Origin of the sequence: Thauera sp. WB-2 (assembly GCF_027594845.1) — a bacterium.
Lineage (GTDB): Bacteria > Pseudomonadota > Gammaproteobacteria > Burkholderiales > Rhodocyclaceae > Thauera > Thauera mechernichensis.
The window spans coordinates 2519003-2533142 of record NZ_CP088935.1 but is presented as its reverse complement, the minus strand read 5'-3'; the positions used below and the strand labels follow the sequence as shown (position 1 = coordinate 2533142).

The 14140-nt window shown below is 63.7% G+C and carries 13 protein-coding genes; 4 read left to right on the top strand and 9 right to left on the bottom strand.

From position 1 onward, the window contains the following. Positions 1–28 precede the first annotated feature (28 nt). Entirely contained in the window at positions 29–1408 is a 1380-nt protein-coding gene (locus LQF09_RS11650; RefSeq protein ID WP_002935607.1) for a cbb3-type cytochrome c oxidase subunit I, read from the bottom strand. A 32-nt stretch (positions 1409–1440) separates the two neighbouring features. Then, positions 1441–1866, bottom strand: coding sequence for a c-type cytochrome (locus tag LQF09_RS11645; protein WP_002935609.1), 426 nt, complete (start codon positions 1864–1866; stop codon positions 1441–1443). A 264-nt stretch (positions 1867–2130) separates the two neighbouring features. On the opposite strand from LQF09_RS11645, the gene LQF09_RS11640 reads away from it, so the two are divergent. Continuing rightward, positions 2131–2892, top strand: a complete 762-nt coding sequence (locus LQF09_RS11640; RefSeq protein WP_270068016.1) for an N-acetylmuramoyl-L-alanine amidase family protein — start codon at positions 2131–2133, stop codon at positions 2890–2892. Between the two features lie 39 nt (positions 2893–2931). On the opposite strand, the gene LQF09_RS11635 is transcribed toward LQF09_RS11640, so the two are convergent. From LQF09_RS11635 to LQF09_RS11615, 5 genes are all read right to left on the bottom strand, one after another. After that, positions 2932–4020 (bottom strand): BMP family ABC transporter substrate-binding protein, encoded by a 1089-nt coding sequence (locus LQF09_RS11635; protein ID WP_002927158.1) that lies wholly within the window; start codon positions 4018–4020, stop codon positions 2932–2934. 68 nt (positions 4021–4088) lie between these two features. Beyond that, positions 4089–5105, bottom strand: coding sequence for a quinone-dependent dihydroorotate dehydrogenase (locus tag LQF09_RS11630; RefSeq protein ID WP_037982151.1), 1017 nt, complete (start codon positions 5103–5105; stop codon positions 4089–4091). A 75-nt stretch (positions 5106–5180) separates the two neighbouring features. Next, positions 5181–5906, bottom strand: coding sequence for an arginyltransferase (locus LQF09_RS11625; RefSeq protein ID WP_002927151.1), 726 nt, complete (start codon positions 5904–5906; stop codon positions 5181–5183). A gap of 28 nt (positions 5907–5934) precedes the next feature. After that, a complete protein-coding gene (gene aat, locus LQF09_RS11620; RefSeq protein ID WP_002927150.1) occupies positions 5935–6639 on the bottom strand; it encodes a leucyl/phenylalanyl-tRNA--protein transferase in 705 nt (234 codons plus the stop codon). After that, positions 6636–7745, bottom strand: coding sequence for an ABC transporter ATP-binding protein (locus LQF09_RS11615; RefSeq protein WP_002927149.1), 1110 nt, complete (start codon positions 7743–7745; stop codon positions 6636–6638). Before LQF09_RS11615 ends, aat begins: the two co-directional genes overlap by 4 nt. Positions 7746–7885: 140 nt before the next feature. On the opposite strand from LQF09_RS11615, the gene LQF09_RS11610 reads away from it, so the two are divergent. Both LQF09_RS11610 and LQF09_RS11605 read left to right on the top strand, forming a co-directional pair. Continuing rightward, positions 7886–9538 (top strand): ABC transporter permease, encoded by a 1653-nt coding sequence (locus tag LQF09_RS11610; protein ID WP_002935615.1) that lies wholly within the window; start codon positions 7886–7888, stop codon positions 9536–9538. Positions 9539–9687: 149 nt separating this feature from the next. Then, entirely contained in the window at positions 9688–11805 is a 2118-nt protein-coding gene (locus tag LQF09_RS11605) for a sensor domain-containing diguanylate cyclase (RefSeq protein WP_002927147.1), read from the top strand. A 36-nt stretch (positions 11806–11841) separates the two neighbouring features. Here the strand turns inward: LQF09_RS11605 and LQF09_RS11600 are convergent, their stop codons facing one another. Beyond that, the gene (locus LQF09_RS11600) at positions 11842–12852 is read right to left on the bottom strand and encodes a Fe(3+) ABC transporter substrate-binding protein (RefSeq protein ID WP_002927143.1); all 1011 of its coding nucleotides are present in this window, start codon (positions 12850–12852) and stop codon (positions 11842–11844) included. A 122-nt stretch (positions 12853–12974) separates the two neighbouring features. Here LQF09_RS11600 and LQF09_RS11595 point away from each other — a divergent pair, with 122 nt between their 5' ends. Continuing rightward, positions 12975–13316: a DUF2325 domain-containing protein gene (locus tag LQF09_RS11595; protein WP_002927134.1), complete on the top strand. Its 342-nt coding sequence runs from the start codon at positions 12975–12977 to the stop codon at positions 13314–13316. Between the two features lie 85 nt (positions 13317–13401). On the opposite strand, the gene LQF09_RS11590 is transcribed toward LQF09_RS11595, so the two are convergent. After that, positions 13402–13953, bottom strand: coding sequence for a C40 family peptidase (locus tag LQF09_RS11590; RefSeq protein WP_002927133.1), 552 nt, complete (start codon positions 13951–13953; stop codon positions 13402–13404). Positions 13954–14140: the final 187 nt, after the last annotated feature.

Here is a 14140-nt window from a genome sequence, read left to right as displayed (position 1 = left end):
AGGTACTACAGAGAGACACCCTTGCTCATCAGGCCTTCGCTGTCTTCGCTTCGCCCTTGATGAAGAAGCTGGCGAGATAGGTCAGCAGACCGATGAAGAACATCACACCTGCCCATTCACGCATCCAGTAGAACAGCATGAGCTGGTCCTGGGTCGCCATGAAGGACATGGGCGTATCGGAGATGCGCTGCAGCCAGACCTGCAGGATGCCGGCGGCGGTCAGGAACAGGGTGATGAAGACCATGGCGATCGTCATCAGCCAGAACGACCACATCTCTACGACCTGAGCCTTCTCGCTGTTGGCGGCACGGCCGCGCAGGATCGGCATCGCGTAGCTGATGATGGTGATGACGACCATCACGTACGCTCCGTAGAAGGCCATGTGACCGTGTGCAGCGGTGATTTGCGAGCCGTGGGTGAAGTAGTTCACCGGAGCCAGAGTGTGCAGGAAGCCCCACACGCCGGCGCCGAGGAAGGCCATCACGCCGGTACCCAGTGCCCACAGCACGGCAGCCTTGTTCGGGTGCTCGCGGCGGCGGCGGTTCACCATGTTGAAGGCGAACACGGTCATGGCGAAGAACGGGATCGGCTCCAGTGCGGAGAAGATCGAGCCCCACCACTGCCAGTACTCCGGCGTACCGATCCAGAAGTAGTGGTGGCCGGTGCCGATGATGCCGGTGCAAAGCGCCAGGGTGATGATCACGTACAGCCACTTCTCGATCACTTCGCGGTCGACGCCGGTCACCTTGATCAGCACGAAGGCGAGCATCGCAGCCATGATCAGTTCCCACACGCCTTCCACCCAAAGGTGCACAACCCACCACCAGTAGAACTTGTCGCGGACGAGGTTGACCGGGTTGTAGAAGGCGAACAGGAAGAAGATCGCCAGGCCCCACAGGCCGAGCAGCAGCACGATGCTGATGACGGTCTTGCGGCCCTTGAGCACGGTCATGGTGACGTTGAACAGGAACGCGAGCGCGACGACAACGATGCCGATCTTCGTCAGCAGGGGCTGCTCGAGGAACTCGCGGCCCATGGTGGCGAGGAGGTCGTTGCCGGTCATCGATGCGAGCGTGGCGTAATCCACCAGCAGGTAGCCGAGGATGGTGGCCGCACCGGCGACGAGGAAGACCCAGAACAGGATCAGCGCCAGCTTCGGGCTGTACAGTTCGGTCTCGGTTTCCTCAGGGATGAGGTAGTAGGCTGCGCCCATGAAGCCAAACAGCAGCCACACGATCAGCAGGTTGGTGTGCACCATCCGGGCGACGTTGAACGGGATTTCCGGGAACAGGAAGTCGCCGACGACATACTGCATGCCCAGGATCAGGCCGAAGATGATTTGCCCCACGAATAGCCCGATCGCCGCTATGAAGTAGGGCATGGCGACCGCTTGTGATTTGTATTGCATGTGTGATCCCCTTGTGGTCTCCAGGTTTCCGGTCAACCTTCGATGTTGGGCGGCCAGTTGGCAGTGTTGATGCCAGCTGTGTACTTGAAGAACGCCACGAGCTGGTCGAGCTCTTCATCGGTGAGGTGGAAGTTCGGCATCTGGCGACGACCCGGGGCGCCCGTGGGCTGGGACATCATCCACGCCTTGATGAACTCCGGTCCGCGGCGGGTATAGACGTTGCCGAGTTCCGGAGCGAAGTAGGCGCCTTCACCCAGCAGGGTGTGGCAGCCCAGACAGTTGCGCGTTTCCCAGATGTGCTTGCCGGCGGCGACTTCGGGGGTGAGGTTTTGCCGGTTGTCGCGATTCGGCAGTTCGCGTTCGGTGTCGAAGGTGAGCGCCAGGAACAGGAGGAAGAAGAACACCGTTCCCCCGTAGAAGATGTTCCGCGCCATGGATTTTGTGAAGATACCGCTCATGGAGTACTCCTCATCGCTAGTCTCGTTTTGTCTGGATTGGTGTCAGGTTGGCTGGGTGGTTCAGGGGTTGCACCGGAACAGGGATGAACCGATGGTGGCCGAATTGTCGGATCGGCGTCCCCGGGCCTCCATGATTTGAATCAAGATTGCCCGGAAGGCGCGTCGGCGCGGCCCGCAGCGTGCCTTGCGGCGGTGCGGGAACGAGGTCCTGGCATTCACGGGGCATGACCTGCGGATGTCAGGCAACACTGGAGTGTCGATACGATGTGGCGAGATTTGGCAGATGTGCGCCGCGGCCTGTTGGCGGTGGGCGCTGCGGCCGTGCTGGCCTTACCTGCTGCGGTAAGCGGTGAGGGCTGGATTGCGGTGGATGTCGGGCACACGCTGGTGGCGCCAGGGGCCATCAGTGCGCGCGGGCGAAGCGAGTTCGAATTCAATCTCGACCTGGCGCGTGCGCTCGTCGATGTCCTTTCCGCACGGGGCATGGAGGCCAGGCTGATCAACGCCGACGGCCGTATCGAGAGTCTGCAGGCACGCCCTCGTGCCGCCGAGGGGGCGCGTTTGCTGGTGTCCATCCACCACGACTCGGTCAATGCATTCGAACTGAGGCCCTGGCAATGGGCGGGCAGGGCCCTCGACTACAACGACGACTTTGCAGGCCACTCGCTGTTCGTGTCACGCGACAATCCGGACACCGCGATGAGCATATTGTGCGCGCGGGTGATAGGTGCGCGCCTGCAGCGCATGGGCTTCGAGCCTACGCACAAGAATGGCCGCCGGCGTGAGTACGTGGACTTCGAGCATGCCGTGCACTATTTCGATGGGCTGGCCGTGTTGCGCCACGCGCGCATGCCGGCCGTGCTGTTCGAGGCCGGCGTGCTGAAGAACCGGGATGAGGAGTTGCTGCTGCAGGATCCGCAGCGTCAGGCACGCATGGCTGACGGTATCGCGACCGCGTTGGCGGCGTGCCTGGGCCACGGTGTGCCGGCTGACGATGAGGCGACGGCGGATCGACGGTCGCCTTGAGTGCCGGCGGCCCAGGGCTGTCCAGGGCCGCCTTGGCGATCAGCGCGAGCTGGGCAGGCGCGACGAGACGCCCTGGACGAAATAGTCCATGCGCCCGAGCGTGGCATCGTCCATTACTGCGCCAGCGGCGAGGCGTTCCGTTCCCGCCTGGTCGACCACTGGGCCGGTGAAGGGGTGGAAGCTGCCGTCGCGGATGCGCCCTTCCAGGTCGCGGACCATGGCCTGCACGTCCTCCGGCACTGCGGGGTTCATCGGGGCGAGTTTGATCATGCCGTCCTTGATGCCGCCCCAGACGCTCTCCGGCTTCCAGGTGCCGGCAAGCACGTCGTTCACGGTGCGCGTGTAGAACTCGCCCCAGTGATGGGTGGTGGCGGTGAGTTGTGCCTTGGGGCCGTACTTGGACATGTCCGAGTGGTAACCGAAGGCGTATACGCCGCGTTCTTCCGCGGCCTGCACGGTGGCGGTCGAGTCGGTGTGATGGGTAACCACGTCCGCACCCTGGGAGATCAGTGTCATCGCGGCTTCGCGTTCCTTGCCCGGGTCGTACCAGCTGTTGGCCCAGATGACGCGGACTTCGATGTCCGGGTTGACGCTGCGCGCGCCCATCGTGAAGGCGTTGATACCCTGCAGTACCTCGGGAATGGGGAAGGCGCCGACGTAGCCCAGCACCTTGGACTTGGTCATCTTGCCGGCGATCACGCCATTGAGGTAGCGGCCCTCGTAGAAGCGGGCGTTGTACGGTGCGAAGTTCTTCGCTGACTTGTAGCCCGTGGCATGCAGGAAAGTGACATTGGGGAACTGGCGCGCCACGCGCTCGACATAGTTCATGTAGCCGAAGCTGGTGGCGAACACGATCTTGCTGCCGCTCGCTGCAAACTCGCGTATCACGCGTTCGGCGTCGGCACCTTCCGCCACGCTCTCGACGTAGCGTGTCTCGATCTTGTTGCCAAGGGCTGCCTCCATTTCCTTGCGTCCCTCGTCGTGCTGGTATGTCCAGCCGGCATCGCCGATCGGGCTCACATAGACGAAGCCGATCTTGGCGGGCGCCTCGGCGGCAGCGCTGAGCGGAAGAGATGCGGCGACCGCGAGCGCGGCAGCGGACAGGATGAACTGACGACGATGGCGCATCGGAAATCTCCTTGTTGGGTGGTATGCGATGGTGCGGAGTGTTGCCGCGAGGTGGCCGCTTGCAGTGATCAGGCCATGTTTGTGTCGGTGGCCCGAACGCATTCGCGGACCAGTCCTGGCCCGCGGTAGATGAGGCCGCTGTAGAGCTGGACGAGGCTTGCCCCAGCGTCGAGCTTGGCGCGTGCGCCGGCACCGTCGAGGACGCCGCCGGCGGCAATGATGGGCAACTCGCCGCCCAGCGTTGCAGCGAGCTTGCGCACTACGGCAGTGGAGGCCTCAAAGACCGGTGCGCCGGATAGTCCGCCCTGTTCGTTGCCGTGACGCATGCCTTCGACCTTGTCACGCGCGATCGTCGTATTGGTGGCAATCACGCCGTCGATACGGTGACGTCGAAGCGCATCGGCGATGTTCGTCACCTGGGCGTCATCGAGATCGGGTGCGATCTTGAGTGTCAGCGGCACGTAGCGGCCATGGCTGTCGGCGAGCCGTGTCTGGGCCTGCTTGAGGCGCCCGAGCAACTCATCGAGTTCGGACTCGCCTTGCAGTTGGCGCAGATTCTTCGTGTTCGGTGAGGAGATGTTCACGGTGACGTAGCTCGCCAGCGCGTACACCTTCTGCAGGCATGCAAGGTAATCGTCGACGGCTTGTTCGATTGGCGTGTCGAAGTTCTTGCCGATATTGATGCCCAGGATGCCCTGGTAGCGTGCCGACCGCACGTGCGCCAGCAGCGCATCGACGCCATGGTTGTTGAAACCCATGCGGTTGATGATGGCGCGGGCCTCGGGCAGGCGAAACATGCGCGGGCGCGGATTGCCGGGTTGCGCACGCGGTGTGACGGTGCCGATCTCGATGAAGCCGAATCCCATGCGTGCCAAGCCGTCGATGGCCTCGCCGTTCTTGTCGAGACCTGCAGCGAGACCGATTCGGTTCGGAAAGCTCAAGCCCATGACCTCGACCGGTGTTGCCGGTTCGGGTGTTCCGGCCGGCAGCAGCTTGCCGGCGTAGTGCAGGGCGTGGAGAGCGAATTCGTGGGCGTTTTCGGCGTCGAGCGAAAACAGCAGCGGGCGAGCGAGATCGTAGAGCATCGCACGATTGTAGCGATTCGTGCGGGTCGCGGCGAGGTGCACCGCGCGCCGGGTCGCCACCTCAGCGTATTCGTCTCAGACGTCCGCCCTGAAGGGGCGCCACTCGCCTTCCTGAAGGATCTCGAGCGCGGCAAAGCGGGACTTGTAGGCCATCTTCGGGCTTTGCGCGATCCAGTAGCCGAGATAGACATGGGCGAGATCGAGCCGGCGGCAGGCCTCGATCTGCCAAAGGATGCCGTAGGTGCCCAGAGCGCCACGTGGCAGGTCAGGCTCGTAGAAGGTGTAGACGCTGGACAGCCCGTCTGCCAGTCGGTCGATGATGCTCACCATGCGCAGGGTGTCGCCGTCGCGGAATTCCACGAGCCGGGTGTCGACATGGCTTTGCAGCAGGAAGTGGCTGTACTGCTCGCGATTGTCCAGGTCCATGCCGCCGCCGCAATGCCGAGCGGCCTGATAGCGCTGATAGAGCAGGTAGTGCTCTTCGCGGAACTCCAGCGCATGCTCGCTTGCGCGCAGGCCGGCGTGCTGCTTCCAGGCGCGGCGTTGGCTGCGGCTGGGGTGGAAGCCCGAGGCGACAATGCGAACAGGAACGCAGGCGCGACAATGGTCGCAGTAGGGGCGGTAGGTGAATACGCCGCTGCGGCGAAAGCCACGACGCACGAGTTCGCTATAGACCTGAGGGTCGATCAGATGACCGGGCGTTGCTACCTGTGAACGCGCGCTGCGATCGCTCAGGTAGGAGCAGGCGTAGGGCGCCGTGGCGTAGAACTGGATCAGGGCGTAGGGGTAGTCCTGCTGCATCGCGTGATCTGCCGAGTGAGCGTTCGGTTCAGGTCCAGTCGAAGTCGGAAGCGGCGTCTGCCGCCCAGCGTTGGGGTGAGGGGCCCTCGGCGGTCCAGCGTTCGAGAGCAGCGGAGAAGACCTTTCGTGGCAGTTCGCAAGCCCCCATCGAAAGTAGGTGCGGTGTCGTCATCTGGCAGTCGATCATGCCATAAGCACGTAAGCCGAGCAGCCGGCAAAGATGCGCGAGCGCCACCTTGGACGCATCTGTCTCGTGTGCAAACATCGACTCGCCGTAAAACACCCTTCCAAGTGCAATTCCGTAAAGCCCGCCCACCAGCCTTCCGTCTCGCCAGCATTCGACACTGTGCGCGTAACCCAGTTCATGCATGTGCAGGTAGGCGCCCTGCATCTCGGCGGTGATCCAGGTCCCGGAGGCGTTCGCACGGGGTGCGGCGCAGGCCTGCATCACGGCGGCGAAGGCGGTGTCCAGCCTGACCTCGAAACGGCGCCTGCGCAGCACCTTGCGCAGCGAGTGGCTGATGTGCACGCGCTCGGGGATGAGGACGAGCCGGGGGTCCGGACTCCACCACAGGATGGGTTCTCCTGCGCTGAACCACGGGAATACGCCCCGGCGGTATGCGGCCAGGAGCCACTCGGGTGAAAGGGCGCCGCCGGCGGCGAGCAAGCCATTCGGTTCAGCGAGGGCGCGCTCGAGCGGTGGAAAGGTGGGCGCGTCCAGCCAGGGGATCATGCCGTCAAGGCGAGTGGGTGGGCGACCATGTTCAAGCCCGTGCTTTCGTCCTGAAAGGTCACCACGTGATCGACGCCGAGGCGTATGCCGATGTGTTCGCCAATGGCATGGTTGTGATGGCTCTGCACCAATGAAAGCACGCGTGCGCCACTGCCGAGGCGCAGGGTGTACAGGATGTCGGCGCCTCGGAAGGCCTTGTGCACGACTTCGGCCTTGAGCGGACTGTCGTCGTCATGGACGATGTCGTCCGGGCGCAGCAGCACGTCGACGTCGCTGCCGTGTGCGCAGCCACCGCAGTCCTCTCCGCAAACAAGCGGCAGCGCGCTGTTGAGGATGCCGAGTTCGACGCGCACCTGGCGGTCATTCAGAACGCGGCCACGCAGGAATACGCCCTGGCCGATGAAGTCCGCGACGAAACGGTTAACCGGCTTGTGATAAAGGTTGTAAGGCGTGTCCCACTGCTGGATGCGTCCTTCGTGCATGATGCCGATCTCGTCGGCAACAGCGAAGGCTTCGTGCTGGTCATGCGTGACCAGGATGGCCGTGGTGTTGGTGGCCTTGATGATGTCGCGGACTTCGTAGGACAGGCGCTCGCGCAGTTCGACGTCCAGGTTCGAGAACGGCTCATCGAGCAGCAGCAGGCTCGGGCGTGGTGCGAGTGCACGCGCGAGCGCTACACGTTGCTGCTGTCCGCCCGAAATCTCGTGTGGATACTTGGTGCCGTGCTCGGCCAGACCGACCAGTCCGAGCAGTTCCGTAACGCGCTCACGACGGCTCGCAGCGTTCTCGCCGCGCAGTCCGAAGGCGATGTTGTCAGCGACCGACAGGTGGGGGAAGAGGGCGTAGTCCTGGAACACCATGCCGATGCGCCTGCGCTCGGGGGCAAGGCTGTGCTCGGGCGTGCTGACGATGTTGCCGTCGAGCAGGATCTGACCGCCGGCCAGGCGTTCGAACCCTGCAATGCAGCGCAGGACCGTGGTCTTGCCGCAGCCGGAGGGGCCCAGCAGGCAGCCGATACTGCCTTTTTCAAGGCGAAGCGACAGCTTGCGCACGACCGAGTGCTTGCCGAAGGCGAGATCAATGTCGTCGAGTTGCAGATGTGACATGGCTTTTACGGCTGCCGAGATTTTTTGTACGGGCGATTATTGCACCGGGGCGTTCCAAATGCGATCAATTATAATTTGCCCCGACAAGCGGGCGTGCTCGATCCTCGGCGCCCCACAACAATGGATACGGAATGAACGGAATGGGAGGGCAGGGCGCCGCGCGCCTGGAGTGGTCGACACTGACCCTGAGTGCGGTGCTGATTGCGACGCTCATCGCGGCGCCCGTGCTGTCGGTGTTCTCCAACGTCTTCATCGGCGGTACCAGCGATACCTGGGGGCACCTGGCCGACACCGTACTGGGCGAGTTCGTTGTCAATACGGTCATTCTCTGTGTCGGCGTCGGCTTGGGCGTGGCTTCGATCGGCGTGACCACGGCGTGGCTCACCACGATGCTGGACTTCCCGGGGCGCCGCTTCTTCGAGTGGGCGCTGGTGCTGCCCTTGGCGATGCCTGCGTATGTGATGGCGTACGTGTACACCGATTTCCTGCAGTTCGTCGGCCCGGTGCAGAGCTTCCTGCGCGAGACCTTCGGCTGGCGGCGCGGAGACTACTGGTTTCCGGACGTGCGCACGGTGGGTGGTGCAGTTGCGATGTTCATGTTCGTGCTCTATCCCTACGTATACATGATTGCACGCGCGGCTTTTCTGGAGCGTGCCGGGGGCATGCTCGAGGCCGGGCGCTCGCTCGGGCTCGGCCCCTGGGGCTCTTTCTTTCGCGTGTCTCTGCCGCTGGCGCGTCCGGCGGTTGTCGCCGGTACGGCGCTGGCCTTGATGGAGACGCTGGCCGACTTCGGCACGGTCTCCTATTTCGGCGTACAGACCTTCACCACCGGGATCTATCGGGCCTGGTTCTCGCTTGGTGACCGCATTGCCGCTGCGCAACTGTCGGCGGCCCTGCTTGCCTTCGTGATCCTCGTCCTCACGCTCGAGCGCATCTCACGCGGCCGGGCGCGTTTCAACAACACTTCGCGTCAGAGCAAGCTGCCGGTGCGGCATCGCCTCGCCTTGCTGCCCGGGCTGCTTGCCGCATTCGCGTGCTTCATGCCCCTGCTGCTCGGCTTCCTGCTGCCCGCAGGGCTGCTGCTGCAGATGGCGTTCGCGGAGGGTGATGCCCAGTTCGGACCGCGCTTCGTTCAGCTCGCGCGCAACAGCTTCGTGCTTGCCTCGGTCACAGCCGTCATTGCGGTGCTGCTTGCCGTATTGCTGGCCTATGCCGCGCGGCTGGCGCGATCGCGTCTGCCGCAGGCGCTCAACCGTGTCGTCGGCATGGGCTATGCGGTGCCAGGCTCGGTGATCGCGGTGGGGGTGCTGATCCCGCTGACTCGCCTCGACAACTGGCTGGCGCAGGTGTGGACGGCGGTCTCGGGCAGCAACCCCGGACTCATCCTCACCGGCGGCATCGCCGCGCTTGTGTATGCCTACCTTGCGCGTTTCCTGGCGGTTGCCTTGCAGACGGTCGATTCGAGTCTGGGCAAGATCACGCCGAGCATGGACGACGCGTCGCGCAGTCTGGGCTATGGCAAGTGGGCGACGCTGGCCCGCGTGCATGTGCCGATGCTCAGGGGCAGCCTGCTCACGGCCGGCCTGCTGGTCTTCGTCGACGTGATGAAGGAGCTGCCCGCCACACTGGTGATACGCCCCTTCAACTTCGATACGCTGGCAACTCAGGCGCATACGCTGGCCGCAGACGAACGGCTTGCGGAAGCTTCGACTGCGGCGCTGATCATCGTTGCGGTGGGCTTGTTGCCGATGATCGTGATCTCGAGGCAGATCCTGGCCGCCCGACGGCGTTAGCAGCGCGCTTGCGCAGCGGTTGCGGTGCTGGAAGCCGTGAGTGCGGAAATGGCGGTGGAAAGTGGGTCTTACGTGGTCCCATGCCATGGGCACGGTGGGAGATAATCCGGGTAGCTAAACCGCACTCAGTTCTCGCATACGAGCGTCCCGTGTCGATCAAGTCCGTCAGCAAACCCGTCAGTTGGTCGATCGTGCTCGGTGTCGTGTTCATCCTCAGCGGCTTCATGCCGCCAGGCAGGCTGTTCTCGGACCCGGAGCACTATCTCGCATTGCATACGGCGCTCGAGTTCTTCTCGATCGCGGTGGCGGCCATGGTGTTCGCGCTCGGCTGGAATCTGCGCCACACCACGCGGGGCGGACGTCTGGTCTGGCTGGGGGCAGTGTTCCTGGGCGTCGGTCTGATCGACTTTGCCCACACCTTGTCATACGCAGGCATGCCTGTGTTCGTTACCCCAAGCGGGGCCGACAAGGCCATACAGTTCTGGCTTGCAGCGCGCCTGCTGTTGGTGGTTGGCTTGCTTGTGTTTGCACTGCTGCCCGAACGGCGCTGGCCACCTGCATGTGCGGACGGGGTGACGGCTGCCGCGCTCGGCATTGCGCTGCTGACGATGTGGGTCGTGCTGTGGCATCAGGACTGGCTCCCGGTCAGCTTCATCCCCGGTGAAGGGGTCACCCCCTTCAAGGTCGGCGCCGAGTACGTTCTTGCGGCGCTCTATGTGCTGGCCGCCCTGATGCTTTGGCAACGGGCGCTGCGCGATCGGGATGCCTCTGCTCGATGGCTGGCCGCCGCTGCCTGGGTACTCGCGCTCGCTGAGCTGTATTTCACCCTGTACGTCGATGTGAGCGACCTCTTCAATGTGGCTGGGCATCTCTACAAGTTCGCAGCCTACGCCATGATCTACCGCGCCGTGTTCGTGTCCGGCGTGCGTGAACCTCAGCAGGCGCTCAGGCGTGAGCAGGCGCTGCTGCGTGCCTTGATCGATTCGGTGCCGGACCTGATTGCCTTCAAGGATCCGCAGGGGCGCTACCTGGGCTGCAACAAGGCGTACGCAAAGGCTTATGGCGTGCGCGAGTGCGATCTCGTCGGCCTGCGCGAGGAGACGGCCATGCGTGCTGCGGGCAATCTCGACGGAGCGGGGGCTGACGGAGGTGTGGTCAGTACCCCCGAGCATCACGAGGAATGGCTGGAGACGGTCGATGGCGGACTTCGCCTGCTTGACACCCTGCGCACGCCTTATCGTGACGAGAATGGCGTCACCCTTGGCGAGATCCGCATCAGTCGCGATTTCACCGAGCGCCGCAAGATGCGAGAGCAGATCGCCGAGCGCGAGCAGCGTGTGATGCTTGCCGTGGAGAGCGCCGGGCTGGGCGTATGGGACTGGGACCTGCGCAGCGGGCGCTGCGTGTTCAGCCCCACCTGGTGCGAGATGATCGGTTTCCGTGCGGACGAGCTCCCGGCGCACGTGTCGGCCTGGGAGGAGCGCGTACATCCCGAAGACTGGGGTGACATCCGCGCTGCGCTCGAGCCCCACCTTGGAGGTGCGACCGAGAGCTACCGGGTGGAGTATCGCATCCGCCATCAAGACGGCCACTGGGTGTGGGTGATGGCTGCCGGGCGCGTGCTCGATCGTGACGAGCAAGGTGCAGCAGCGCGCGTGGTCGGGATCCATCAGGACATATCGCAGCGCAAGACGATGGAGGAGAGCTTGCTGCAGTTGGCGACGAGCGACCCGCTGACGGGGTTGTGGAATCGGCGCCACTTCACCGAGATGATGCGCGGAGAGCTTGGTCGCGTCCGTCGTGGCCAATCGCAGGCCGCGCTGCTTCTGCTCGACCTCGACCACTTCAAGCGGGTCAACGACACTCACGGCCATGCAGCGGGCGATATCGTCCTGCGGCACTTCGTTAACGTGGTCGACGTGCAGCTGCGCGAGGCCGATGTGTTCGCGCGCATGGGGGGGGAGGAGTTTGCCGTCCTGCTGCCCTGCATTGATGCGCTCGGCGCGATGCGGGTGGCGGAGCGGCTTTGCCGCGTGGTAGCCGCGAGCCCGGCAATGGTCGACGGCCAGCCGCTGTCATTCACGGTCAGTGTGGGGGTGGCGATGCTGCATGAGGCTGACCAGGCCCATGACGAGGCGTATTCGCGTGCCGATGAGGCGCTCTATGCAGCAAAGCATGGTGGGCGCAATCGCGCCGTCCTGGCGCGTGAACGTGACACGGCCCCGCCGTCTTTCGAAGGCGGGGCCGTGTCGGTCAGCCCGGGTTGATGGGCTCCCGTCGCATGCGGCGACGGGCCATCGGGCTCAGCGGTAGCCAGCGCGGTCGAAGATGCGCTGTGCTTCGGCAACGGTTGCAGCCAGCTCGCCGATCGGCAAAGTGTCGGCCTTGAACTCGCCGAGCGTGTTGAGCGCGGCATTGTCGATCTTGAACGTCGTCACCACCGGCCACTCGTTGTTGCCGTTGGCAAAGTAGGCCTGGGCTTCGTCGGAGGCCAGGTATTCCAGGAACTTGACCGCTGCTTCCTTGTTGGGCGCGTTCTTGAGCATGCCGGCGCCCGACACGTTGATGTGCGTACCCCAGCTGTCCTGGTTGGGCCATACGGCCTTGATGTTGGCAACCGCGGCCTGGTCTTCGGGCTTCGTCGAGTTCATCAGACGCGCGAGGTAGTAGCTGTTGGCAATGGCGACGCCGCATTCGCCCGCCGCTACCGCGCGGATCTGATCGGTATCGCCACCCTTCGGAGCGCGAGCGAAATTGGCGACGATGCCCTTGGCCCAGTTCTCGGTCGCTTCGGCGCCGTTGTGCTTGATCATGGCCGCGCCGAGCGACAGGTTGTAGGGGTGGCTGCCCGAACGCGTGCACACCTGGCCCTTGAGGGCGGGGTCGGCGAGCTGCTCGTAGGTCTTGACCTGCTCTTCCTTCACCATCGTCGGGTTGAACACGATGATGCGCGCGCGAGTGGAGTAGGACACCCAGTTGTCGGCACGCAGGTGGGCCGGGACGCGAGCCTCGATCTCGGCCGACTTCACCGGCGCGAAGATGCCCATCTCATCGGCCTTGCCAAGGCGAGAAGCGTCGACGGTGATGAAGATGTCTGCCGGGCTGTTGGCGCCTTCGGTGCGGATGCGCTCGAGCAGTTCGTCTTCCTTGGCCTCGATGCGGTTGATCTTGATGCCGGTCTGCTTGGTGAAGTTGCCATACAGTTGCTCGTCCGTCTGGTAGTGGCGGGCCGAGTAGATGTTGAGTTCGGCCGCGTGAGCCGTTGCAGCCAGGCCGAGGGCGGAAAGAAGGGAGGCGAGGACGACTTTCTTCATGATGCTCGAGGGCCCCTGAGGGTTGTTATGGGTGAGCGGATAATAACGATAAAGATTCGCAGTTGCAAATTGGTCTCATTGCGTGCACTATTGTTGCGAATCATTCGCAACAAGGAAATGTCATGGATGCACTGCTGGTGGGCGCCGATCGTCTCGGAAACATACCTGATGTACTCGACCGCTACGGTATTCGCATCGCGAGCCATGTCAGTGGTCGCGATACCAGCCATCAAAGGCGATCGGCGTCTCTGCCGAGCGGGATCGGCATGGTGATCCTCTTCACTGATTTCCTCGGTCATAACGTGATGCAGCGCTTCCGTGAGGCGGCAACGCGGGAGGGCGTGATGTTCGTGTGCTGCCGGCGATCGACCTGCGCCCTGCAGCAAGCCCTGGGCAAGCGGTTCGATGAGCGCTGTCAGCAGTGTCCGGCGCACGCAAAGGGGGCATGTCGCAAGACGCACTGAGCGCAGCTGGCATCACCCGGGCTGTAAACGTTCGATGCCCCGCATCGGAGCGGGGCATCGAACGTTGTGTGTAGCAGGAGGGGTATCAGCGCATCGCCGAGAGCGAAGGCATGAAGTCGGTGGTGGCGTCGTCGTCCACCAGGCGGCGGGCACCGTTGAAGCGTTGCGCCCAATAGCGAGTGGCGATGCTCTCGACCCTCACCTTGCCGCCTGTCGAAGGCGCATGGACGAACTTGCCGTCGCCGAGGTAGATGCCCACGTGGGAGAAGGTGCGGCGCATGGTATTGAAGAACACCAGATCGCCGGGCTTCAATTCCTGGCGGCTGACCTTGTCACCCAGATTGGCCATTTCGCGTGCCGTGCGGGGCAGGTCGAGTCCGATCGCATTCCGGAACACGTTGAGCACGAGCCCGCTGCAGTCCAGTCCCGTTTCTGGTGAAGTGCCACCACGGCGATAGCGGATGCCCAGGTAAGACAACGCTTCATCGACGAGCTGTTCGGCAGTGCTCGCATATTCTTCCAGCGCCGACCGTTGCGCTTGGGTGGCGGTTGCGACAGGCCGCTCGGCCGTGTGGGCGGCCAAGGGCGCAAGCGCAAGGGCCGCGACAAGAGTGAGAGTGAGTCGGCGCAAAAACATTCGACGGAATATACGCATGCGAATGGCGCTTGTAAATAGGTAAACCCTAGGTCGAGGAACCGGAGAGGTCGAGACGTGTCACAGCAAGCTGTTCGATGCAGCACCCGAGACCGACGGGATGCCGATGGAGCCCCGACCGGCGTTGCGGGCTGCGTTGTGGTCCTGTCGTACCTGGCGGGCTCGCGAG